The organism is Allorhizobium sp. nf9_anc (assembly GCF_056323085.1).
The window spans coordinates 66007-89152 of record NZ_JBWHZM010000004.1 but is presented as its reverse complement, the minus strand read 5'-3'; the positions used below and the strand labels follow the sequence as shown (position 1 = coordinate 89152).

At 60.2% G+C, this 23146-nt stretch carries 17 protein-coding genes and 1 riboswitch; of the genes, 6 read left to right on the top strand and 11 right to left on the bottom strand.

The window, feature by feature from the left end; genetic code table 11:
- Positions 1–1207: 1207 nt before the first annotated feature.
- A complete protein-coding gene (locus AC02Y0_RS24805; RefSeq protein WP_476384552.1) occupies positions 1208–3022 on the bottom strand; it encodes a methyl-accepting chemotaxis protein in 1815 nt (604 codons plus the stop codon).
- Positions 3023–3575: 553 nt separating this feature from the next.
- Between AC02Y0_RS24805 and AC02Y0_RS24800 the strand changes: the two genes are divergently transcribed.
- Positions 3576–4094: a hypothetical protein gene (locus AC02Y0_RS24800; RefSeq protein ID WP_476384670.1), complete on the top strand. Its 519-nt coding sequence runs from the start codon at positions 3576–3578 to the stop codon at positions 4092–4094.
- Between the two features lie 32 nt (positions 4095–4126).
- On the opposite strand, the gene AC02Y0_RS24795 is transcribed toward AC02Y0_RS24800, so the two are convergent.
- The 6 genes from AC02Y0_RS24795 to AC02Y0_RS24770 form a co-directional block, all read right to left on the bottom strand.
- A complete protein-coding gene (locus AC02Y0_RS24795; protein ID WP_476384551.1) occupies positions 4127–4843 on the bottom strand; it encodes a response regulator transcription factor in 717 nt (238 codons plus the stop codon).
- Positions 4840–6471, bottom strand: coding sequence for a sensor histidine kinase (locus AC02Y0_RS24790; RefSeq protein WP_476384550.1), 1632 nt, complete (start codon positions 6469–6471; stop codon positions 4840–4842). The genes AC02Y0_RS24795 and AC02Y0_RS24790 overlap by 4 nt, the downstream gene beginning before the upstream one ends.
- A gap of 496 nt (positions 6472–6967) precedes the next feature.
- Positions 6968–8161, bottom strand: coding sequence for an alpha/beta hydrolase (locus tag AC02Y0_RS24785; protein ID WP_476384669.1), 1194 nt, complete (start codon positions 8159–8161; stop codon positions 6968–6970).
- The gene (locus AC02Y0_RS24780; RefSeq protein ID WP_476384668.1) at positions 8151–11264 is read right to left on the bottom strand and encodes an efflux RND transporter permease subunit; all 3114 of its coding nucleotides are present in this window, start codon (positions 11262–11264) and stop codon (positions 8151–8153) included. Before AC02Y0_RS24780 ends, AC02Y0_RS24785 begins: the two co-directional genes overlap by 11 nt.
- Positions 11264–12343 (bottom strand): efflux RND transporter periplasmic adaptor subunit, encoded by a 1080-nt coding sequence (locus AC02Y0_RS24775; protein WP_476384597.1) that lies wholly within the window; start codon positions 12341–12343, stop codon positions 11264–11266. Before AC02Y0_RS24775 ends, AC02Y0_RS24780 begins: the two co-directional genes overlap by 1 nt.
- Positions 12340–12957 (bottom strand): TetR/AcrR family transcriptional regulator, encoded by a 618-nt coding sequence (locus AC02Y0_RS24770; protein WP_476384667.1) that lies wholly within the window; start codon positions 12955–12957, stop codon positions 12340–12342. The genes AC02Y0_RS24775 and AC02Y0_RS24770 overlap by 4 nt, the downstream gene beginning before the upstream one ends.
- Before the next feature lie 316 nt (positions 12958–13273).
- Positions 13274–13417, top strand: a riboswitch (FMN riboswitch).
- Between the two features lie 112 nt (positions 13418–13529).
- Here AC02Y0_RS24770 and ribB point away from each other — a divergent pair.
- On the top strand, positions 13530–14162 hold the full coding sequence (ribB, locus tag AC02Y0_RS24765; protein WP_476384666.1) for a 3,4-dihydroxy-2-butanone-4-phosphate synthase: 633 nt from the start codon (positions 13530–13532) through the stop codon (positions 14160–14162).
- 40 nt (positions 14163–14202) lie between these two features.
- Here ribB and AC02Y0_RS24760 read toward each other — a convergent pair whose 3' ends face one another.
- The 4 genes from AC02Y0_RS24760 to AC02Y0_RS24745 are packed head-to-tail and all read right to left on the bottom strand — an operon-like array spanning position 14203 to position 18499.
- Positions 14203–15687, bottom strand: coding sequence for an FGGY family carbohydrate kinase (locus AC02Y0_RS24760; RefSeq protein ID WP_476384665.1), 1485 nt, complete (start codon positions 15685–15687; stop codon positions 14203–14205).
- A gap of 5 nt (positions 15688–15692) precedes the next feature.
- Positions 15693–16652, bottom strand: a complete 960-nt coding sequence (locus AC02Y0_RS24755; RefSeq protein WP_476384664.1) for a transketolase family protein — start codon at positions 16650–16652, stop codon at positions 15693–15695.
- Complete coding sequence (locus tag AC02Y0_RS24750) at positions 16652–17473, bottom strand: transketolase (protein WP_476384663.1); 822 nt, start codon at positions 17471–17473, stop codon at positions 16652–16654. The genes AC02Y0_RS24755 and AC02Y0_RS24750 overlap by 1 nt, the downstream gene beginning before the upstream one ends.
- A gap of 45 nt (positions 17474–17518) precedes the next feature.
- Positions 17519–18499 (bottom strand): sugar phosphate isomerase/epimerase family protein, encoded by a 981-nt coding sequence (locus AC02Y0_RS24745; RefSeq protein ID WP_476384662.1) that lies wholly within the window; start codon positions 18497–18499, stop codon positions 17519–17521.
- A gap of 350 nt (positions 18500–18849) precedes the next feature.
- On the opposite strand from AC02Y0_RS24745, the gene AC02Y0_RS24740 reads away from it, so the two are divergent.
- From AC02Y0_RS24740 to AC02Y0_RS24725, 4 genes are all read left to right on the top strand, one after another.
- Entirely contained in the window at positions 18850–19791 is a 942-nt protein-coding gene (locus tag AC02Y0_RS24740) for a substrate-binding domain-containing protein (protein ID WP_476384661.1), read from the top strand.
- A 71-nt stretch (positions 19792–19862) separates the two neighbouring features.
- Positions 19863–20480, top strand: a complete 618-nt coding sequence (locus AC02Y0_RS24735) for a DUF2291 family protein (RefSeq protein WP_476384660.1) — start codon at positions 19863–19865, stop codon at positions 20478–20480.
- A complete protein-coding gene (locus AC02Y0_RS24730; protein ID WP_476384659.1) occupies positions 20477–22006 on the top strand; it encodes a sugar ABC transporter ATP-binding protein in 1530 nt (509 codons plus the stop codon). The genes AC02Y0_RS24735 and AC02Y0_RS24730 overlap by 4 nt, the downstream gene beginning before the upstream one ends.
- On the top strand, positions 22003–23067 hold the full coding sequence (locus AC02Y0_RS24725) for an ABC transporter permease (protein ID WP_476384658.1): 1065 nt from the start codon (positions 22003–22005) through the stop codon (positions 23065–23067). The genes AC02Y0_RS24730 and AC02Y0_RS24725 overlap by 4 nt, the downstream gene beginning before the upstream one ends.
- Positions 23068–23146: the final 79 nt, after the last annotated feature.

Sequence of the window (23146 nt, the reverse complement as noted above, 5' to 3'; positions counted from 1 at the left end):
AGTTTCCGGGGAGGGCAGAGCCTATGCAGATCATCGAAACCGAGCGCCTGATTCTGAGGTGATTTCGCTAGAGAGATGGAGCATAACTCTTTGCCTATTTGCGCGGGCTGAGCGCCACGTGCTTCCTCTTCCAGACCTCGCAACTGCGGAAATCGAGTTCCAGAAACGCGTGGTGACGCATTATGCCTTACGAATTGCTCGAAGGAGACCGGTCAGGTCATCGGCGATTACTTCGGTTGTAGTACAGGAGGTGACGAGAAGGACGCCCAGACCACCTCGGTCTGCTGGCACCTCGAGTTCGCCGGTCAGGACTCTGACTCCGAATCCGCAAGAGTCCTACTCGATCATCTTTTCAAAAAGAGTGGCTTCCGGATCTATGCTTAGGTGGAAGACCACAATGCGCCGTCGCAACGTTTGTGGGAAAAGCTCGGCAAGCGCCCGGAAGGCTTGTTCATCGAGTTTGTATCGTTCACCAAATACGATGCGGACACTCCGTTTTACAAAACACTATGCATTTTGGCGTCCTCCACAAAAAAATTGGAATTCCGGCGATTAGCAACCCGGCTCTCTTAACGACAAGTTTTTGGCGAGCGTCGTGCCCCTGAACCCTACTCCCTTGCGCCATGGGCAGTGGAGGAACGGCAGAACTGGAAGGAAGGATTACCTGCCATGGATGATAGAGTGGAGCATGTCCGCATTGATCTCCTGACGGAGAGCTCTGAGCAGCCTGCATCGCTGATGAGCTAGTCGACTGACGATGCTCGTTATGGTTTTATTTTTGGTGCCCATTGCTCGTTAATACTGTTGAACTTAACGTTACAAGCTGCGCTTGGGCGACAGACCTCCGCCAAAATTTTTGTTTGCCGCTATGATCCGTCGTCGCTAACTGTGCTCTATAGTCCAGCGCATGAGATTGGTGGAGAAGGCTTGCTGGGCAATGGGTCGGTGCTTGGTATCGCAATGATGCATAGACTGCCGACGGTTAACGAAAGTCATCGAACGGGCGGGTTAGGGTATAGCTGAAGCTATCCGAGCCGGATCGACCGCATCGTACATCTCGGGTAATGATGTACGACCGGCTAGTCGCTATCTCGGTTCGAACGCACTCGCGTCCTCGAACGTACACCGAAAACGCGGGATGAATGGTTCAGCAGACACATACAAATCAATGCGACCGCAGAAAGAGCTGCGGTCGCATTGAAACAATTTACGCCGCCCGCCGATGTCCGACCACCGCCTGCGTGGCGTTGACCTTTAGGCGCGAGAGCAGCTGGCGCAGGTTGAAGCTCTCTTCCGCCAGCGCCTGACCGGCGGCCGACGTCTCCTCCACCATTGCCGCATTCTGCTGCGTCATCTGGTCCATGTGGTTGACCGAGGTGTTGATCTCGGCAAGCCCCGTGGCCTGTTCCTTGGCAGCGGTCGCGATCGTGTTGACGCTTTCGTTGACGCGGTTGACCAGTGCCTCGATCTCGAGCAGCGCCTCGCCGGTGGAGCGCACCAGGCCAACGCCGGTGTCGACTTCGGCAGCCGATGCGCTGATCAGCGTCTTGATCTCCTTCGCCGCATTGGCAGACCGCTGCGCCAGTTCCCGCACTTCCTGCGCCACGACAGCAAAGCCGCGACCTGCTTCGCCGGCACGTGCCGCCTCGACGCCGGCATTGAGTGCCAGCAGGTTGGTCTGGAAGGCGATCTCGTCGATGACGGAGATGATCTGGCTGATCTTCTGCGACGAGCCCTCAATCCGGCCCATGGCATCGACCGCATTGCGAACGATTTCACCGGAGCGGTTGGCGCTGGTCTTGGTCTCCGCCACCATCTGACGTGCCTCATTGGCGCGTTCCGCCGCCGTGCGAACCGTCGCGGTGATCTCGTCGAGGGCAGCCGCCGTCTCTTCGAGGGCTGCCGCCTGCTGCTCGGTACGCTTCGACAGGTTGTTGGTCGCCTCGCTGATATTGCCGGCCGAGGACGTGACCACGTCACTCGTCTGGTTGATCGAGGCAATGACACTGCCAAGCGAGTCGACCGCACGGTTGAAGTCGTCGCGCAGCTTTTCGTATTCGGAGCCGATCACGCCGATCTGCACGGTGAGGTCACCTTCGGCCAGACGCTCCAGCGCCGAACCCAGCGCATTGATCGCATGGTTCTGCCGCTCGGAAGAGCTGCGCAGATTGAGCTCGTTGCGCTCGCGCTCGCCGTCCAGGCTCGCCTGCTGCTGCGCTTCGCGGTCGCGCAACTCGATGCGTTCGCGCACGCTGTCGCGCAGTACGACAAGCGTTTGCGCCATGCCGCCGATTTCGTCGCGACGCTCCGTGTCGGCGATCTCCATGTCCACTTTTTCATCGGCGATACCCTGCATCGAGTCCTTCAGGCGGTTGATCGGCTTCACGACGCTGCGAACCACGAGATAGGCACAGATCAGCTTGCCGATCAGCGCAAGCGCGATCAGCATGCCATACTGGATGGCCGTCTGGCGGAATAGCGCTGCCAGGTCGTCCGAATAGACGCCAGTGCCGACGACCCAGCCCCAGGGCTGGAAACCGATGACATGCGACAGCTTCTCGACCGGCTCTTCGAAGCCCGGCTTCGGCCAGTAATAGTCGACGAAGCCTTCCTGGCCGGCCTTCACGGTATTGACGAATTCGACGAACAGGAATTTGCCGTTCGGGTCCTTGTTCTGGCTCAGATCCTTGCCGTTCAGTTCCGGCTTGATCGGATGCATGACCATGGCCGGCTGCATGTCGTTGATCCACATGTAGCCGTCGGGCTCGTAGCGCATCGCGCCGATGACGTCTTTGGCCCGCTCCTGCGCTTCCTCGCGCGTCAACGTGCCTTCCTGCTCCATCTTGTGATACTTGTTCAAGATCGCGACAGAATTGTCGTTGATCTGCGCCAGCCCCATGCGGCGCTCCTGGACCAGCGTGTCATACGATTGGAACAGGCTGTAAGTCAGCGCGCCCACCAGAACCGCGAGAGCCAGTGCGACCAGTGCATAAAGCCGCACTGACAGAGACAAGTGTGCCATAACCTTTTCCTTCGGTTTTTACAGACAAATAGAAGTACCGTTGTAAGGTTTAATATTTGTAAACACTAAAGTAGCGACCTGCGGGAGCTGCGATCTGGCAAGCCTAAACGTAAATTGATAGATTGCGGAAGTGTTGATTGTGTTGCTTGTAACTAAGATCGCCACCTAGCTGAAGATGCGAGCGGGCCAGAGCGGCCGAGCTATAATGGCAATCATTCTATAGGGCATCGCGCAGGCATTTTAATGCAGGCTCGGCCGCTCTGTTTTCTGTTGCTGACAGTTGTTAGGAGCTAAGGTTTCGGGCCGTCTTGCAAGCAGCGTAAGCCCCTCGGTCATTTCGGAGCTCAGCGGGAGGACGTAACGTCATGCACCCAACAACTAGGATCGGCTACCTAGATTTTCATCGACAATTCATCATCCGTTCATGACGACGAAACCCAACTGTCAGACCGACCACCGATATGAAGTCTGCCGCCCGCATGGGCTTTCAAAAAGGAGATAGATTATGGGTTGGATGGCCAAGGCAGCTGCCGTATCGGGAACCGTTTTGCTTATGACAACCGGTGCAGCAAGCGCGGTCGAGATCGGCAACAACGCCATCAGCGAGGCTGAAATTCTGCAGGCTCAAAAGGCATGGGGTGAGGCACTCGTCGCAATCTCACGCGAGCATGAAGACAAGGGCGAGGTGCCCGCGCGAACTTTGGCGCAAAAGGTAATTGATACCGCCTATGGCTATCAACTAGGACCTGTCCTCTTTAAGCCTACACTGACACAGTCTCCTCAGACATTCCGGACGAGCCGTGAGGGCGCGCTTGCCTATTTCGTTGGGCAGGATCCGAAATATCCGGACGACACAGGCTTTGCTCTGAAAGGCTGGCGGAATGTCGAAGTCAAGAACGCTGCGATCCTCGTGAACGGCGAATACGGCACCACGCTTGGTCACGTTTCGTTCACCGACAAGGATGGCAATGTCACGACTGTCGACAAGTCATGGACCTTCAAGAAGGATGACGAGGGCAATATTCGGATTGTCCAGCACCACTCGTCGCTCCCCTTTACTGCCAAGCCATAGGCATCGTCGGTACGAAATCGCGGGATGTCTCTTCAAGTTGGCGTCCCGCGTTCCATGCGGTAACCAATGCCGCGCACAGTGCTAATGAGAGATCTCTCCTCTTGCGCACTGCCAATCTTTGAGCGAAGCCGGCGCACGTAAACGTCAACCACATTGGTCAACGGATCCTCGCCGGCGCCCCAGATGTTCGACAATATCCGCTCCCGGCTTAAGACCCTGCCGGGGGCCGACATGAATAGCTCAAGAAGTGCAAGCTCCTTCGCGGTCAGGGAAACCTCTTGGGCGGAAACGGTCACCCGCATAGACACGCGGTCCAGTTCTAGCGGTCCGACGCGCAAGTTTTTTTCACCCAGTGGCTGAATCTCGGGCGAACGGCGCAATAGGGCCTCTATGCGCGCCAACAATTCTTCGAAGGAAAACGGCTTGACTAGATAGTCATCGGCCCCCATCCGAAGTCCGGAAATACGGTCCTCTACAGAGCCCAACGCTGTCAGCATTAGAATGGGGGCTGATACGCCACTTGCCCTCAGGGTCTGACAGACATCGGCGCCATTGATAATCGGCAGCATCAGATCAAGAAGGATTGCCCCATGTCGACCCGTTGAACGCCATTCACGCCATTTTTCGTGCGCCATCTCCACACCTGACGGACCGTCGCGAGCGACGCTGACCCCATAGCCTTCGGCGCGCAATCCGCGCTCTAGGAAATCAGCGACGCGGGGGTCGTCTTCAATAATCAAAACATTCAATTTTTCGTCTCCGTCAATGAAGGCGGGATATCATGGCCAGCCAACAAAAGCGGCAAGCCGAGCCTTGCCATAGTGCCGTGCTGCCCGTTGCTCTCGAGCGCAATTGAGCCGCCATGGGCGCTGACTAACTGTTTGGCGATAGGCAATCCCAGTCCAGTGCCGTCTGGCCGATGCAGTCTTGCATTGGCCCCTCGAAAACCCCGTTCGAACACGTGTGGAAGCGCCAAGGGTTCAATGCCGATGCCGCCATCACGAATGGTGAGCTGCCAGTTGTTGTCGTGGACGCCGGAGACAATCTCGACTTCGCCGCCCGGATAAGAGTAGCGAATTGCGTTATCGAGTAAGAGCGCAATCACCTGGCGCAGGCGCACAGGGTCTCCCGCCACTATCGTCTCGGCATCCTCGAACTGGGTCGAAAGCACTACTCCGCGCTGGTTGGCGGCTGATGTGGCGGTTAGCAGAGCCTCTTCAAGAGGACCGGCAATATCGATAGGGGCTAGCGAGAGTGTTAGGCCTTGGTTCTCGCCTCGAGACATCAGCAGAAGATCGTTGATCAGACTTCCCATCTGGTCTGCAGCCTGGCCGATGCGACGAAGCGCGGCGCGATAACCATCCTGATCTTTATATCCCCGCAGCGCAACTTCCGCCTCTCCGCGGATTGCGGTTGTCGGTGTTCGAAGTTCATGGCTCATGTCGGCAAGCAGTCTTAGCCTGCGCCCTTCCGATTCACGCAAACGCGACAGCGCAATCTCAAGGGCAGAAGTTCTCTCGGCGACTTGACGTTCGAGGCTATTGCGCAATTCTGCTTCTTCTGCCCGTCTTGCGGAGAGTTCGCGCACCATGCGGTTGATACTCTGCGCGAACCGACCAAATTCGTCAGTGCTCGACACAGGAATTCGGTGCTCGAGCTCTCCAAGTTCATAAGCCCTGGCACCGTCTACCATCTGCTGAAGTGGCCGACGTATAGCACGTGCAATCATGAAAGCCAGCGCCGTGCCGACAACAGTAATCACCAGTGTCATGGCCAAGGAAACGCGATTGAGATGGACGAGAGCGGCGTCTGCATCAGATCGCTTTATGGCCAGTTGTTCAGTTTCCCTGTCGATGCTGCTGTTGAGTACTTCGCGCAGGTCTCTGCCCGCGCCTTGATCAAACACCGTTTCGATCGAGGCCCAGGCAGCACGGACATCACCCGTGTCGCTCTGGTCGCTGATCCTCTCTATGGCTGGCTGAAGCGCAGTAACGCTGCCTGACAGGAGATAGAGCGCTTCGTCGAGCGTATCCTTATCCGATGTAGGTGCGCCAGCGAGCTGATCAAATTGGCGCGATTGTAAGCTGATGGTCTTCAGCGCATCGATTGTGGATTGCATTTGAGTGCGCAGGATTTCGCCATCTCCCGGCTCGTGATCAGCTCCAATGAGTGCCCGCAGGGACCATGCTCGTAGCCTTTGCTTTGAAGCGGAGAGTTCAAGCAGCCCAGACAATAGATCGCCTGCAAAGCGTCCGCGGATAACCTGTTGCTGAGCTTCTGTCGCGATTTGCCGATTGAGGAGCCCCTGAGCGATGATAAGACCCGAGAGAGCTGCAAATGCTGCGACAAGCCGTATAGTGAAGCCAAATTGTCTCATCTTAACCTGCAGCAACGGCAATGCGGTGGAGGATAGGCCCTGAAGAAGACTTGGGCCTGCGCCTTCAATCACCCGATTTTGGATTAACCTATAGCTGCCAATACGGTATTTCTTGGATGTACAGCGATCATGACGTAAATTCGTTTCGCGCGTCGGTGGAATAATCGGGGCGTCAGGCGTGTTGATGGGACAGCCGCGGAGGCTTAAGCCCGAGCGGTGGCGCAGTGCGTAGATATCGATGCCATGAAGTGAGCAACCGGCTCAGCAGGGGGGCTTTGCTCAAGACCAGAGCGGTCGTTTTTTGCCTCAATCAAAGTGACTTAGTGGTCATGCGATAGAACGGCGCCGCGGTCACTTCGCCCCAGTACTTCTCGGCATTCGTCGGAAGGCAGATGACTCGAAGCTAACGTGGCAGCGCGGACGCCATCTCTCAGACGAGCGCATCGCCGGTGTTAACGCCGGTGGATGCTGAACTCAGATAATCCTTCAGGTTTCGTCATCCGTTCGCTGGAGCCATCAGCCGAAGCGGCGAAACGATGGTTGTGCGCACAACGCCCGCACCTGTGCGGGCGAGCCGTAGGCCCAGCCCGGCATCGTCGGTATCGATCCTCTGGTTGGCGAGACGGGCTGCGAGCGCTTGCAGCATGTCAGAATTCTCGGCGAAGGCGGTATGGCCAAGCACGTCCTTTTGCTGCGCGTCGGTGGCATCGATAACGCTAATACCTTCGCGCTCCAGATCAGCCTTGAAGGGCCTGAGATCAGCCGACCCGAGACGACCGATGTCGCCGGCAATGAAGGTCGATGCCGCTAGCGCCAGATCGTTTCGGGACGCATAGACCGTGAAACGCGGTCGCGTCGACCCCATCTCGACCACCTGTCGGCGGAACACGTCGACATCGATGTCAGGCGAGGCGAGAACGACATTACGCAACTTGGGCGACACCCGACCTGTCTTCAACGCCACATCGCGCAGCGCCTCCATGGTTGGCAACGTCCCCATGGAATGGGCAAGCACCGTGATATCAGCGACATCAGGGCTATGGATCGCCTCTTCGAGCAGGGTGACAAGGCCGAAGCGCGAATAGATCGTACTTTCCTTGTCGTAGACATAGTCGAGCGCGCTTCCCCGCGACGGCCAGGTAAATAGGACCGGTGCGGCATCCATCCGGATGTCGTGCGTGATCTGAGCGAAGCGGAACACGGCATCAGCATAGGTCGTATTGAAGCCGTGCACGAAGATGAGCACCCGCCGTTTGCCAACGCTGGTGCGTTTGAACCAGTCCATCGCCTGCTTCTCACTCATCTCCTTGGCGCTAGTCACGACGAAAGCCTTCTGCGGATCCGGCCGGCGACCTCGCGGCCACTGGATCTCGCCCGGACGGCGGTGGTTGTCTGCGGGGATGGACACTGTGATATTGTCGAGCCGGATATGCTCGCCGCGTTCGCCAGAATAGCGCAGCGCGCGGTTGGCGGATGGCGCACGCGTGGTCGCCACCAGCATGTCGACTTTGCTGTTGGCAGGGTCGTCAACCTTTACCGGCACAAATACGTCTGGCCGATGGCCACAGGCAGACAGCATGAGAAGGAGGATGAGGACGGCGGCACCCCGCACCGGACCGGCGACGGCGAACCGCGCCGATGGCGCGGTCTCCCTGGTGAAGTTCCTTAGAGAGGTGCGTTCAGTGATCATGTAGGGCGGTCCCATCCACTGGTGCATCGCGTTTTTCAATCGCCTCGTTTTGCTCAGCAGACAGCAGCCAGAGCAGCAGGCAGGGCAGCAGCGTCAGTGTCAGCACGGTCGCCGCCGCGAGGCCGCCGATGATGGCGAAGGCCATCGGGCCCCAGAAGATCTGGACCGCGATCGGGATCATGCCGAGAATGGCGGCGAGCGCCGTCAGCAGGATCGGCCGCGACCGGTGGACGGCCGCATGCACGATCGCCTCGCGGATTGGCTCGCCCTTGGCGACATTCTGGTCCACTTCCTGGATCAGGATGACAGCGTTGCGGATGATCATGCCGGAGAGTGCGATCACGCCGAGCTGTGCGACGAAGCCCATCGGCGTGCCGGTCGGCAGCATGGCGGCCACTACGCCGATCAGACCGAAGGGCGCCATGGCCATGGCAAGCCCCATGCGCGAGAAGCTCTGCAACTGGACCATCAGCAGCGCGACGATGACGATCAGCATGATCGGGATCACCGCGAAGACCGAGGCATTGCCCTTGGCGGCTTCTTCGGTGATGCCACCCGACTGGATCGCATAGCCGATCGGCAGAGTTTCCCTGAGCGCGTCGAGCGAGGCGTTGACTTCGCCAGCCACGGTCGCCGGCTGCAGGCCCTTGGCGACGTCGGCCTGGACGATGATCATCGGACGGCCCTGACGGTGCCAGATGACCGGTTCTTCCATGCCGTATTCGATCGTCGCGACCTGGCGCAGGGGTACCGAACGGCCGGCGCTGCCACGCAGGTTGATGTTGCCGATCGTTGCGATCGACGTGCGATCAGCCTCGATACCCTTGACCACGATATTCACCAGCCGGTCGCCGTCCCGGACGGTGGTGACCGTGGAGCCGGCGAAGATCGCGGAGATCTCGCTCGCCACCGATTCCGAGCTCATTCCCAGCGCCCGCGCCTCGACCTGGTTGACCACGACGGTCACGCGCCGCTGCGGTTCGCCGGCCGTCAGGTTGACGTCGCGGGTATTGGCATTCTCCCCGACGAAATTCGCCACCTTGAGTGCCAGTTCGCGCACCGTCTTGTAGTCTTCGCCGGTGACACGGTACTTCAGCGGCCAGCCGACCGGGGGACCGAGTTCGAGCGGCGAGACGCGGGTGGTGACGTCGGCGAAGTCGCGGCCCATGGTCTCTTCGAGGCGTGCACGCACGGCGTCACGCTCGTCGATGCCCTTGGTGACAACAACGGTCTCGCTGACATTGTCGTTTTCCAGCAGCAGGTCCATCGGCAGGTAGAAGCGGACCGAACCGGAGCCGACATAGGTGGTGAAGTGGGCGATGTCCTCGTCCCCCTTCAGCAGGGCCTCGAGCTGGCGTGCCCGCTCTTCGGTCGCCTCGCGCGAGGCGTTCTGCGGCAGGGTCAGGCTGACGAGCAGTTCGGGACGGTCGGAGGCCGGGAAGAACTGTTCCTCGAGCTTGGTCGCGCCGAAGCCGGACAGGACGAGCATCCCGATTGCTGCGCCGAGCGTCACCCAGCGATGGTTCAGCGACCAGTTGAGCACCCGCTTGTAGGCGGCCATTACGCGGCCGTCCCGACCTGAGTGATGCGGCATGGTCTTGGGCAGGATCCAGGTCCCGAGCAGTGGCGAGAACAGTACCGCCACGATCCATGACGCCAGAAGCGAGATCAGCACCACCATGAACAGCGAGAAGGTGTACTCCCCCGCACTCGACGCGGCAAAACCGACCGGGATGAAGCCGGCGATCATGACGAGCGTGCCTGTCAGCATCGGGAAGGCGGTGGTCTCGTAGGCATGGCTTGCCGCGACCGCCCGGTCCTCGCCGTTTTCCAGGCTGGAGACCATGGTTTCCACCGTGATCATAGCGTCGTCGACCAGCAGGCCGAGCGCGATGATCAGGGCGCCGAGCGAGATGCGCTGTAGACCGATCCCGGCGAGATCCATGCCGAAGAAGGTCATGGCAAGCACAAGCGGGATCGAGGCGGTGATGACGAGGCCTGCCCGGGTCCCGAGCGAGACGAAGGAGACCGCGATGACGATGACGATCGCTTCGATCAGCACCTTGACGAAGCCGCCGACGGCATCCTTGACGACGGTGGTCTGGTCGGCCACCTGGATCATCTCGATGCCGTGCGGCAGTTCGGCGGCGATCTCGGCCATGCGCCCCTTCAGGGCATCGCCGAATTCGAGCAGGTTGCCGCCCTCGGACATGGAGATGGCAAGGCCGATGGCCGGCTCGCCATTGACGCGGAAAGCGGGCGCCGGCGGGTCGACGAGGCGTCGCTCGATGGTGGCGACGTCTTCGAGCCGGATGAACCGGTCACCGACGCGGAAGGTCAGGTCGTGCAGGCTTTTTTCGGAGGTGAAGGCGCCGCTGACGCGCAGCGAGACCTTCTCGCTCTCCGTGCGCACGGTCCCGGTCGGGGTGACCGAGTTCTGTGCGCGGATCGCTTCCATGGCGGCGACCGGATCGACGCCGAGGCTGGCGAGCTTGGCGGAGGAGAATTCGATGACGATCTCTTCTTCCTGGACGCCGAGGACATTGACCTTGCCGATGTCCTTAATCGACAGGAGCTCCGCCCGCACGGTCTCGACGCGGTCACGCAGTTCGCGCTTGGAGAAGCCCTCCGCCTGGAAGGCGTAGATGCTGCCGAAGGTGTCGCCGAATTCGTCGTCGAAGAAGGGCCCCTGCACGCCCTGGGGCAGTGTCGGTGCGAGATCGGTGATCTTCTTGCGCACCTGGTACCAGACGTCTGAGACCTCGGCGGGCGGGGCATCGTCACGCAGGTTGACGAAGATGACCGACTGGCCGGGGCGCGAATAGCTCTGGGTATGGTCCAGATAAGGTGTCTCGGAGAGCTTCTTCTCCAGCTTCTCGGTCAGCAGGTTAACCGTATCCGTGGTGCTGGCGCCCGGCCAGAGCGCCGAGACCACCATGGTCTTGATGGTGAACGGCGGATCCTCGTTGCGCGACAGACGCTGATAGCTCCAGATGCCGGCAACCATGGTCATGATCATCAGGAAGATGATCAGCGACTGATGCTGGAGCGCCCAAGTGGAAAGGTTGAACTTCTTGTCCTGCGGTTGCGATGCGTTGCCCATCACTGACCCTCCCCTGCCTCAAGCTTGACGGTTTCGCCGTCACGCAGCTTGCTCACCCCGGCAGTAGCAACGATGTCGCCCGTCTCAAGGCCCGAAGACACGTAGATGTTCTGGTCGTCGTAGCGATCGACCTGGACGGTGCGATAGGCGAGCTTGCTCGATGTCTTGTCGAAAACGAAGACCGCTGTCGCACCGTTGTTGTTTGTGAGGACCGAGGCAGGCAGCTCGACCAAATCCTTCGGCGAGAGCACGATGGTGCCGAGCACGGCGGCACCGAACGGCATACGCTGGCCCATGTCGTCGAGCGATACCTTGACCCGAAAGGTCCGGGTGATCGGATCGGCAGAGGGCGTGACCTCACGTACGGTTCCGATCGCGGTCGCGGCCGGGTTGGAGATCAGGCTGACGGTGACCTCAGTCGTCTCAGCGCCGACGTTGAGCATGTGCTCCGGCACATCGAAGACGGCGTCGCGATCCTGGTTAGAGATGATCGTCAGCACCTGCTGGCCGGCCTGCACGACCTGGCCGACATTGGCGCCGACCGCTGAGATGATGCCGTCGCGCGGCGCCTTGATCTCGGTATAGGTCAGCGTCTCCTCGGCCGTGGACAAAGCGGTCGTGGCGGCTGCAAAGCGCGCTTCGGCTGTTTGAAGATTGGCTTCGGCCTCCTGCAGTTGCGCTCGCGATATGGCATTCTTGGCGAAGAGCTCACGGTTGCGCTCGGCGGTCAGCCGGGCGAATTCCAGGGCCGACTGGGTGGTTGCCAGTTCGGCGCGTGCGGTCAGAACGTTGTTCTGCGAGGGCACCTTGTCGATGCTGGCGAGGAGCTCGCCGGCCTTGACCTCGATGCCATTCTCCACGCGGAAGGTGAGCTGGCCGTCGAGGCGGAAGCTCAACGGGGTCTCATAGCGCGGGCGGATCTCGCCGGTCTGGCTGACAGTCTCGCCGATCGAACGGACCTCCGCGACCACCGACTTGATCGGCCGCGGCGCCTTGGCTTCCGGCTCGGCTTCGCTGCAGCCTGCCAGCAGGCCAAGGACACCCGCGAGAGCAACGTATTTCAGGATGCTTGTCTTCATTGTGAGGCTCCCTGCGGGCGAAGCCCGCTGATGAACAGTTCGATCATCTCATCGACGAGCTGATCGACATTTCCGAAGTCGAAATCGTTGAAGGTAGAAGAGAGGGTGACGAGACCGTGCACGCCGGCCCAGATGATCTGCGTGGACCGCTCGCTGTCGGCGGTAACGATCAGGCCCGCTTCTGCAGCCCTGGCAACCTGCTCGGCGAGCTGCCGATAGGGCTGCATCGTCGCCTCGTCATCCATAAGCGGCGACGTCAGGCCCTGATCATTATCGAGGAAGAGCATCCGAAACCGATCGCTGTCTTCGAGGCCAAAACGAGCATAGGCCATCATCATCGACCGGATGGCCGCCAGGGGATCATCGACGCTCCGGTGGATCTCATCGAAGCGATTTCTGAGGTCGGTAATCGCGTCGCGACAGAAGTCGATGATTAGGTCTTGTTTGCTTGGATAGTACCGATAAAGCGCTCCGGCGGTCACGCCGAGAGCATCCGCCAGCCCGCGCATCGACAATTGGCCAAGGCCCTCACGCCCGACAATCTTGGCGGCGGCGCTCAGGATCGTTCTGCGAAAGCTGCGGATCTCTTCTTCGGTCAAGGCGGGCCTGGGCATGTATTCTCCTTGCGGGATGTAAATTGCGCGCGTTAAATAAACGCGTTTAATAAAAATGTCAATCGGTACTCCAGGTGTCTATTCGCCACAGGCTTATGCCACCCAATCCTCACGATGGTCCTAGTCTGCGGGTGCCCACGGGTCATCCGCGTTTCACGGTCCATTGGTGGCCACGATCAGAGAATGTGCGGACTGACCCTCGGTGACGTTATGGCAATCTCACGAATGCGGTCGGTGTTAGTCAGGGAATCTCATCGAACAGGGATGAAACATGTCGAATTTTGCTTGGCGCGGGGGCGCCGCTTATCTACATTGATGATGTTCTCAGGGCGGGGTGAAACTCCCCACCGGCGGTATCCGGTTTTGCCGGGAGCCCGCGAGCGCTTCTGTTTCGGCAGAAGGCAGCAGATCCGGTGCGATGCCGGAGCCGACGGTATAGTCCGGATGGAAGAGAGCAAGGCATGTAGACCCGCGCGTCAGGGCGGGAGCGCGCTTTTGTTCGCCCAAGGGAAAATTGCGACCGCAAGGTCGTGTTTTACCGCGAAAGCGGGTTACCCTTGAAAGGCATGGAAATGACAGTCTCGAAAATTGAAGATGCAATCGCGGCGCTCGCAAAGGGCGGCATGATCGTTGTCGTTGACGACGAGGATCGCGAGAACGAAGGCGATATCATCATCGCTTCGGAGAAGGTTACGCCGGAGGCCGTCGCCTTCATGATGAAACATGCCCGCGGCTTGATCTGCGTCGCAATGGAAGGTGAACGGCTGGATGCGCTCGACATACCGCTGATGGTGCCACGCAACACCGAATACCTGAAGACCGCTTTCACGGTCTCGGTCGACTACATCCAGGGCACGACCACCGGGATCTCGGCGGCCGACCGGGCCGCGACCGTACGCGCGCTCTTGGACGAAAGCTCGAAGCCTGATGACTTCGCCCGTCCGGGCCATATCTTCCCGCTTCGCGCGCATCCCGAGGGCGTGCTGGGCCGTCCCGGCCACACGGAAGCGGCAGTCGACCTCGCAAAGCTCGCGGGCCTCAAGGCCTCAGGCGTCATCTGCGAGGTGGCGAATGACGATGGAACCATGTCGCGCCTGCCGGAACTGCGCGAGTTCTGCCTGAAGCATCAACTGCCGCTGATCACGATCGCGGATCTGGCGCTCCACATCGCAGGTCAGAAAAGCGGCAAGGCGGTTGCCGCCTAAAGCCTTGGTGTGGCCGAGAGATCAACTCTTTCGGCCACTCTCAAACGGTAATTGAAACCGGTGACTTCACCCGTGCGATTGCTTCATGCCAGCGCATCAGCAGATCGGCGCGCGCGTCCGCCTCCATGGTCCCGGGATCGAACCGACGTGCATGGGAGGGCTCGGGTGTACTGACCCCCAACGAGCGAAATGCCATCACCGCAGCCCCCAGGGCGCCGACTTCCGGCTGATCGCCGCGCAGCACCGTCCGGTGCAGCACATCAGCCTGCAACTGCATAAGGAAGTCGTTCGTCGAAGCGCCGCCATCCGCCATCAGTCCGGACAGTGTGAGCCCGACATCCTGCTGCATGGCTTCAAAGACATCGGCGATCTGAAGTGCGACAGCCTCCATTGATGCGCGGGCGACATGGGCTGGCGTCGTTGCATGGGTCATGCCGCAAATCGTGCCCGTGGCATTATCCGTCCAGTGTGGTGCACCGAGACCGGCAAGGGCCGGGACGAAGACCACGCTGCCGCTATCCGGAACTGTCTGCGCCAGATCGGACAGTGCTGCTGGGCCTGAAAGCCCCAGCATGGTCGCGGCAAAGGCGATGGCCTGCGCCGAGACGGTGATATTGCCCTCAAGGGCGTAGGCGACGCCGCTGTCATCCGACCAGGCGATCGTGCTCGAAAGACCATGCGCGGACAGCACGCGCCTGTCGGTCAGGGTCATCAGTGACGAGCCTGTGCCATAAGTCGCCTTGACCAGGCCCGGCGCGCGCACGCCGTGGCCGTAGAGCGCCGCATGGCTGTCACCCATCATGGCAAGGATCGGCGTGCCTGCAGGCAATGCGGTTGTCCCTGATGCGGTTTCCCCGAAACGGCTGTTCGAGGACAGGGGCAGCGGCAGCGCCGAGGCCGTGACGTTGAACAGGCTACAGAGTTCGGGGCTCCACGACAGTTTTCCCGTGTCAAAGAGCATGGTGCGTGAGGCGTTGGAATGGTCGGTTGCAAAGACAGCGCCGCCCGTCATCTTGAACAACAGCCAACTGTCCACTGTGCCAGCCCGCAGTCGCCCGCTTTCGACGAGATCCCGCGCCGAAGCGACATTCTCCATGACCCAGCCGAGTTTCGATGCCGGAAACAGGGCATTGATCGCCAGCCCGGTCACATCGACGACGGCTGCATTGTGTCCCGCATCGATCAGGGCCTGGCATGCTGCCGCCGTCCGTCGGCATTGCCACAGAATGGCGGGTGCGATTGGTTCGCCGGTTTCAGCATCCCAGATCACGAGGGTCTCGCGTTGGTTGCTGATGGCGATCCCGGCGATGGGGCCGTGGCTGCCCGCCACGATGTCAGAAATGACGGACTGGACGCTTTTCCAGATGGCGTCGGCCGATTGCTCGGCCCAGCCCGGGCGCGGATACTGCGATGCAAGGGGTGCCGAGGCCTTGGAGACGACCTTGCCGGAGGCATCAACGAGCACGGCCTTGGTGTTGGTCGTGCCCTGATCGATGGCAAGGATAAGCGGCATGTCCTGCGCCATCGAACTCACCGCTTGCGCGCGATCGCCCGGCGGGCCGCCGCGGCGATCCCATCGGGGGTGATGCCGTAATGATCGAAGAGGAAATCAACGGAGCCGGTGACGACGAAACCGGGAAAGCCGACCCGCTCCACCGGGACCGGCTGGTGTCCTGCCGTATACTCGGCAATGGCGCCGCCCAGTCCGCCACGGATATTGGCTTCCTCCACCGTCACGATCGCACCGGTTTCGCCGGCGGCAGCGGCAAGTGCCTCCTCGTCAAGCGGATTGAGGGTCGCCATGTTGAGCACACGTGCCGAGACGCCTTCACTCCGCAGCTTATCCGCAGCCTGTACCGCGAGATGCACGGTGGTGCCGCAGCCGATCAGTGTCACGTCGCTGCCGTCCTGCACGCGTTCTGCCTTTCCAGTACGGAAGACGCGATCCTTGACGTCAAGGTCTGGCACCGGCATGCGGCTCAGTCGGATGTAGACAGGCCCCTCATGGGCGGCTGCCCACTTGACCGCTTCCGCCGTTTCCCAGGCATCAGAAGGCACGATCACGGTGATGGCGTCCAGCGGACGCAGCCAGGCAAAGTCCTCGATCGAGTGGTGCGTCGGCCCGAGTTCGCCATAGGCCACGCCGGACGACTGGCCGACGAGTTTCACATTGAAGCGGGCATAGGCGATGTCGGCCTTGATCTGCTCCAGGGCGCGGGCCGTGAGGAAGCACGAGGCGGCCGAAACGAAGGGCACCTTGCCGCCATTGGCAAGGCCTGCACCGACGCCGACCATGTTCTGCTCGGCGATGCCGACGTTGACGAGCCGGTCGGGGAAGGCCTTCTGGAAGCCGCCGAGTTTCGATGAGCCGACGGAATCATTGACGACTGCGACGATCCGCTGATCGTGGGCCGCGAGTTCCTCGAGCGTGCGGGCCCAAGCGTCACGACAATCGTGAAAGCCGTCCTGTTTCGTTGCGGGAGCAGCCATCAGACCAGTTCCTCCAAAGCAATTCTGTACTGTTCGGCATTGGGCACGCCGTGGTGCCATGAGGCCTTGTTCTCCATGAAGGAGACGCCTTTGCCCTTCACCGTGTTGGCGATGATGCAGAGCGGACGACCCATGCCACTGCGCGATGGGGCCAAAAGGTCGAAGAGCGCTCCGATATCATGGCCATCGACCATGACGGCATCCCAGCCGAAGGCGCGGAACTTTTCGTCGAGCGGATCGAGCCCGTTGGTCTCCTCGGTGCCCATGCCCTGCTGAAGGCGGTTGCGGTCGACGATCAGGGTCAGGTTCTCAAGCTTGCGGTGGCCGGCGGTCATCGCGGCTTCCCAGTTGGAACCCTCCTGCAATTCGCCGTCGCCCGTCAGCACAAAGGTGCGATGGTCTTGACCCGAGATCTGGGCAGCGATCGCGATGCCCAGCGCGACCGGCATGCCGTGGCCGAGCGGCCCCGTGTTCGTCTCCACACCGGGCAGATAGTTCCGGTTGGGGTGGCCATTCAGCTTCGAATTCGGCTGCATGTAGGTGTCCAGCCAATCCTCAGGGTAATAGCCGGCCGCACAGAGTGCGGTATAGAGCGCGCCGGTCGCATGGCCCTTCGACATGATGAAGCGGTCGCGGGTCTCAAGCGCCGGTTTTGCTGCATCATATCGCATCACGCCGAAATAGAGTGTCGCGATGATATCAATGGCAGAGAAATCCCCGCCCGGATGCCCGAGCTGGGCGTCATGGACCATCTTGAAGGCGCGACGGCGCATCCATAGCGCCTTCTCGCGGATGGTCTGAACGGTATCGTTGTTAAGCATTCAAAAAGCCTTTCCGTCTGGGGCAAGCCCCACCGCAATCTGCGCTCACATGGCGCCGAAGAGAGCCTTCTGGGCGATCCGCAAGGCAGAGATGGCGTCGTGCCGGCTCTGCGCTTCCTTGAGGGCGTCGAGATCGAGGGCTTCAAGACCCTTGTCTGCGGCTTTCAGGAAGTCGATGGCGTGGTTGGCGGTCGCGACACTGTCCTCGCGGAAGGGGAACTGGTCGAGCTGCCAGACACCTTCCCACTTGTTCTTCCTGAGCACGTAGAAGAATTCGAACAGTTCGATCGGATGCAGGCTGCCGGCGACGAGATCGTCATCCCAGCTGCGATAGTTGTCGTTCACGTCCATGCCGAAGAGCCGGCCGTAGTCGATGGCGAGCTGCGCGCTGTCAGCGGCGGATTCCCCGCCCATGATCGCATGGCCGAAATCCAGGAGAATGCCGATGTTCGGCAGACCGATCTTCTCGATGCCGAGAAGCGTGCGGGCGACCGAGCCGAAGCTCATGCGGACTCGTGGTTCGCGCGGCTTGTATTCGATGACGAATTTGAGGTCTGGGTTTTCGCTCGCCAGCTGACCGACGCCATCCAGCGAATGCTTCCACAGGGTGCCGTAGTCGACCTGGAAGGGATAGTCCCAGCCGTCCTGACCCGGCCACAGCTTCACATAGTCGGCGCCGAAGTAGCGGACCTGATCGCAGGCTTCCGTCACCAGTTCGTGCGTGCGCCTGCGAATACCGGCATCCGGATTGGTGAAGGAGCCCTTGGAGAATTCCCGGGTGTAGATTTCCGGGGTGATGCCGATGACACCGAGATTGTTGCGGTCGAGAGCGGCCTTGATCTCGGCGTTGGTGAAGTCCCCGCCGAAGAAGGGATAGTTGATGTCGACGACCGAGAGGTCGCGGACCTGGCCGGCAAGATCAATCGCGTCGATGACGCTGCGTGGCGTCCCGTAGCCGTCGGTCGCGTAGCGATCCACATAGGTTGCGAAATGCCAGATTCCGGCGCCGAAGCGTTGGGTCGTCATGCGATGCGTCCTCCCGTTTGGGAAATCCGCCCACCTGCTCGCAGGTCTGCTTGTCCCGGAGCGCGGTGGCTTCGCGGGGTCTGCGATTTATGTGAGCTTCTTTCGTTTGCTTTTGTTTGATTTCGATATCTTCCATAATTTGAAGTTCTCGACAAGAGCCTTTCAATCCCAGAGGTGAAATTTGCTGCATTGCAGCGTTTTTGAGGTCTTGTTCATTCTGATGCTCAATCGGATGTGTTGAAAATCACAGAAATAAGGAGTCAAACAAAAACAGATTGACATAATTCGAAATCATTCGATAGAAAATGCATCAGGTCACAAGGAGGTGGCTTGGAGAAAGGGAGGTTCTCATGAAAATTTCACGCCGTTTGCTCGTATCCGTTTGCGCATTGACCCTGTCCGGCTTTGTGCCGGGCTTTGCCATGGCGGCCGATACCATTGCGATCATCACGCCGAGCCACGACAATCCGTTCTTCAAGGCGGAAGCCGACGGTGCCGCGGCCAAGGCCAAGGAGCTGGGCTATGAGACGATGATCATGGTCCATGACGACGACGCCAACAAACAGAGCGAACTGTTCGATTCCGCCATCGCGGCGGGCGTCAAGGCCATCATCCTCGACAATGCCGGTGCCGATGCTTCGGTCGCAGCCGTTCAGAAGGCCAAGGACAAGGGCATTCCGTCTTTCCTGATCGACCGCGAAATCACGGCGACGGGTGTGGCTGTGTCGCAGATCGTGTCGAACAACTACCAGGGTGCACAGCTCGGGGCGGAAGAGTTCGTCAAGCTGATGGGCGAGGCTGGCAATTATGCCGAACTCGTCGGCAAGGAGTCCGACACGAATGCGGGCATCCGTTCGCAGGGTTACCACGACGTGATCGACCAGTATTCGAACATGAAGATGGTTGTCCGCCAGACGGCAAACTGGTCGCAGACCGAAGCCTATACGGTGATGGAATCGATCCTGCAGGCGCATCCCGATATCAAGGGTGTCATCTCGGGCAACGACACCATGGCCATGGGCGCCTATGCGGCACTTGAGGCAGCAGGCCGCAAGGACGTTATCGTCGTCGGCTTCGACGGGTCCAACGATGTCCGCGATTCCATTCTGAAGGATGGCATCAGGGCAACCGTCCTCCAGCCTGCCTACCAGCAGGCCCAGCTGGCCGTCGAGCAGGCGGACAAGTTCATCAAGACTGGCTCGACGGGTGTCGACGAAAAGCAGCTGATGGACTGCATTCTTGTCAACAAGGACAATGCCTCCAAGCTCGAGACCTTTGCTCTCACGCAGTGACGCCTTGCCTGAAGGCCACCCGGTGCGTTCGCGCTCCGAGTGGCCGTATCTGTTGAAGAAATGGTCGTTTGATGATGAAACCCATCCTGTTCACAACAGGCCTCGTGGTCGCGTTGAGCCTTTCGGGCTGCAAGCTCGTGAAAACCAAGAGCGCCGACGAAGCGGCCGCCGATCCGATTGCCACCCTCGTGTCGGAAACCTTCGACGCAAAACTCGTGCCCGCGCTGTCTGAAAAGGCGGTCGATTTTTCCGTATTGCGCGAGGCCGTCACGGCGGGGCTGGATGGAGCTGGCGGCCAATACGGCCTGCGTGTTGGCGGTGCCGGTGGTGGCTGGAACTTCGCCGTCAAAGGCAAGGGCAAGATCGTTGGCGAAAACCGCGCCTCGAAGGCTGCGGTTGCCGAAATCGATGTCGATGGCGACGGGATGGCTGATGCTATCCTGCAGCTCGGCCCTGTCGTCAAGGGTTCGGCACTGCGCGATGCGACGCCGCTCTACGACTTCTCTGCGTTTCGTGACCAGATCGAATATGCGCGCCTTGGCCGGGCGCTGAACGATCGTGCCGTGTCGACCATACCCGCCGACGGCGCGTTGAAGGGCAAGACGGTCGAGTTTCTCGGTGCGACCGTTCTGCGCTCTGCCGGCGAGAAACCGCTGGTGACGCCTGTCAGTGTCGAGGTCGTGCCATGAGCGAGGTGCATCCGATCGGGCTCACGATCCGCTCCGGCTCGAAGATCTATCCGGGGACGCAGGCCCTCAAGACTGTCGATTTCGACCTGCGCATGGGTGCGGTCAACGTTCTGGTTGGTGAGAATGGCGCCGGCAAGTCGACGCTGATGAAGGTGATCGCCGGGGTCGAGCAATTGAATGGCGGAACCATCACGCTCGACGGCAAGACGGTCGTCTTCGCCGACCGCACGGATGCGGCGCGCCATGGCGTGGGCATCGTCTTCCAGGAGCTCAATCTCTTCCCCAACCTGACCGTGGCGGAAAACATCTTTGTCGGTCATGAGAAGACGGTCGGCGGTATCCATATCGACCGGACCGCCCAGCGGGCCGTCGCTGCTTCGCTGATGAAGCGTCTGGAACAGGATATCGATCCCGACATGCCGCTCGGGAATTTGAGAATTGGCCAGCAGCAGATCATCGAGATCGCCAAGGCGCTCGCTGAAGATGCGCGGATCCTGATCCTCGATGAGCCGACATCCGCGCTTTCCGCTGCTGAGGTCGAGGTGCTTTTCCGTGTCATCGGCGACCTGAAACGCCAGGGTGTCGGCATCGTCTACATCTCCCACCGGCTCGAGGAACTGATTAGGATCGGGGACTACATCACCGTGCTCCGCGATGGTGTGATCACCGGTGCGCGGTCCATGGAGGGGGTCAATATCCCCTGGATCGTGTCCAACATGATCGGCAGCGCATCCAAGGAGTTTCCGAAGACCGAGCATAACTCGCTCGGGGCCGAGATCTTCCGCGTCGAAGACATCTCCTTGCCCAGCCCTGCCGGCGGCTATGTGGTCGATCACATGTCGCTTTCGGTGCGGTCGGGGGAAATCGTCGGTCTCTATGGGCTGATGGGCGCCGGGCGGTCGGAGCTTCTGGAATGCATCATGGCGCAGCATCCCGCCTCCACGGGCAGGCTCTATATCGGTGGAGAGCGCGTTAAAGAGCGCAGCGTGTCCGGACGGATCCGGCGTGGTCTTGCGCTGATCCCGGAAGACCGGAAGCGCGATGGTCTGGTCCAGATCATGAGCATTCGCGAAAACCTGACGCTCTCGTCGCTTGGCGATTTCACGCGGCTCTTTCATCTGAGCCTGAAGGCGGAAGCCGCTAAGGCTGCGGAATTCGTCAAGCGTATGGCGATCAAGATCGCAAGTCTTGAACATCCGGTCTCCAGCCTGTCGGGCGGCAACCAGCAGAAGGTCGTCATCGGCAAGGCGCTGATGACCAGGCCCCGCATTCTGTTGATGGACGAGCCGTCGCGCGGCATCGATATCGGTGCCAAGGCGGAAATCTTCCGCACCATGCGCAAGCTGGCCGCCGATGGGCTCGGCATCCTTTTCGTTACCTCGGATCTGGAAGAGGTGCTCGCCCTCTCCGATCGCATTCTCGTCATGGCGAATGGACGGCTGACCGGTGACTTTCCAGCCGGTGCCGCCGCTGCGGAGGTTATTTCCGCCGCTACGCCCAATCTGAACAAGGTCAAATCCTCATGAGCAGTACCGTCACCGCCCAAGGCAGCAAGGTCGCCGGCCCCTCGTCGCAAGCCTCGATGCTTCTTCTTCTCCTGAAGATGCGCACCTTCGTGGCCCTGATCCTGGTGTTTGCCTTCTTCGCGTTCGCGGCACCGAACTTCCTGACCGGGGCCAACATGCTGATCATCTCGAAGCATGTAGCACTCAACGCGTTGCTTGCCATAGGGATGACCTTCGTCATTGTTTCGGGTGGCATCGACCTGTCGGTCGGTTCGATCGTAGGCCTCTGTGCCATGGTTGCAGGCTGGCTGGTCCTTTATGGTATCGATCTGCAGATCGGCTGGAGCCTTCAGTTCAACACGGTGGAGATCTGCCTGATCGTCGCCGTTGTTGGTGTCCTGATCGGGCTGATCAACGGGTTGCTGATCACCAAGCTCAATGTCGCGCCCTTCATCGCAACGCTTGGCATACTCTATGTTGCCCGCGGCGCAGCGCTTTTGTTCTCTGACGGTCGGACATTCCCGAACCTTGCCGGCAATCCGGACTATGGCTCCGAAACCTTCAGGTTGATCGGTTCCGGAACCTTGTTCGGCTTTCCCCTGTCGGTCTGGATCATGGTCGTTGTTGCACTGGCCGCTGCATATCTCGCGACGCGGACACCGCTTGGCCGCCACATCTATGCGGTCGGCGGCAACGAGCGGGGCGCTGCGCTATCCGGCGTCAATGTCGACCGCATCAAGCTCTTCGTCTACATGTTCTCCGGTTTCTGTGCCGCGCTGGTCGGCCTCATCATCGCCTCGCAGCTGCAGGCCAGCCATCCGGCGACGGGTGAGACCTTCGAACTCAATGCGATCGCTGCTGCGGTTCTCGGCGGGACTTCTATGTCCGGTGGACGGGGCCGTATCGGCGGGACTATCGTCGGCGCTTTCGTCATCGGTATCCTAGCCGATGGTCTGATCATGATGGGCGTTTCGTCCTTCTGGCAGACTGTAATCAAGGGTCTCGTGATCATCGCTGCCGTCGTGGTCGATCAGGTACAGCAGAAGCTGCAGGCCCGGGTGGTCCTGCAGAACCAGGCGTGATGAGGATTTCAACCGGCGGGCACTTGTTGTAAGGGAGCTGTGGGTTAAGATCGGAACACTGCTGATTGCTTGCGAAATT

Excerpts from the sequence above, each read along its gene's own strand:
- AC02Y0_RS24805 (WP_476384552.1), bottom strand. The coding sequence starts at position 3,022 with ATGGCACACTTGTCTCTGTCAGTGCGGCTTTATGCACTGGTCGCACTG.
- AC02Y0_RS24800 (WP_476384670.1), top strand. The coding sequence starts at position 3,576 with ATGACAACCGGTGCAGCAAGCGCGGTCGAGATCGGCAACAACGCCATC.
- AC02Y0_RS24790 (WP_476384550.1), bottom strand. The coding sequence starts at position 6,471 with ATGAGACAATTTGGCTTCACTATACGGCTTGTCGCAGCATTTGCAGCT.
- AC02Y0_RS24785 (WP_476384669.1), bottom strand. The coding sequence starts at position 8,161 with ATGATCACTGAACGCACCTCTCTAAGGAACTTCACCAGGGAGACCGCG.
- AC02Y0_RS24780 (WP_476384668.1), bottom strand. The coding sequence starts at position 11,264 with ATGGGCAACGCATCGCAACCGCAGGACAAGAAGTTCAACCTTTCCACT.
- AC02Y0_RS24775 (WP_476384597.1), bottom strand. The coding sequence starts at position 12,343 with ATGAAGACAAGCATCCTGAAATACGTTGCTCTCGCGGGTGTCCTTGGC.
- AC02Y0_RS24770 (WP_476384667.1), bottom strand. The coding sequence starts at position 12,957 with ATGCCCAGGCCCGCCTTGACCGAAGAAGAGATCCGCAGCTTTCGCAGA.
- ribB (WP_476384666.1), top strand. The coding sequence starts at position 13,530 with ATGACAGTCTCGAAAATTGAAGATGCAATCGCGGCGCTCGCAAAGGGC.
- AC02Y0_RS24760 (WP_476384665.1), bottom strand. The coding sequence starts at position 15,687 with ATGGCGCAGGACATGCCGCTTATCCTTGCCATCGATCAGGGCACGACC.
- AC02Y0_RS24755 (WP_476384664.1), bottom strand. The coding sequence starts at position 16,652 with ATGGCTGCTCCCGCAACGAAACAGGACGGCTTTCACGATTGTCGTGAC.
- AC02Y0_RS24750 (WP_476384663.1), bottom strand. The coding sequence starts at position 17,473 with ATGCTTAACAACGATACCGTTCAGACCATCCGCGAGAAGGCGCTATGG.
- AC02Y0_RS24745 (WP_476384662.1), bottom strand. The coding sequence starts at position 18,499 with ATGACGACCCAACGCTTCGGCGCCGGAATCTGGCATTTCGCAACCTAT.
- AC02Y0_RS24740 (WP_476384661.1), top strand. The coding sequence starts at position 18,850 with ATGAAAATTTCACGCCGTTTGCTCGTATCCGTTTGCGCATTGACCCTG.
- AC02Y0_RS24735 (WP_476384660.1), top strand. The coding sequence starts at position 19,863 with ATGATGAAACCCATCCTGTTCACAACAGGCCTCGTGGTCGCGTTGAGC.
- AC02Y0_RS24730 (WP_476384659.1), top strand. The coding sequence starts at position 20,477 with ATGAGCGAGGTGCATCCGATCGGGCTCACGATCCGCTCCGGCTCGAAG.
- AC02Y0_RS24725 (WP_476384658.1), top strand. The coding sequence starts at position 22,003 with ATGAGCAGTACCGTCACCGCCCAAGGCAGCAAGGTCGCCGGCCCCTCG.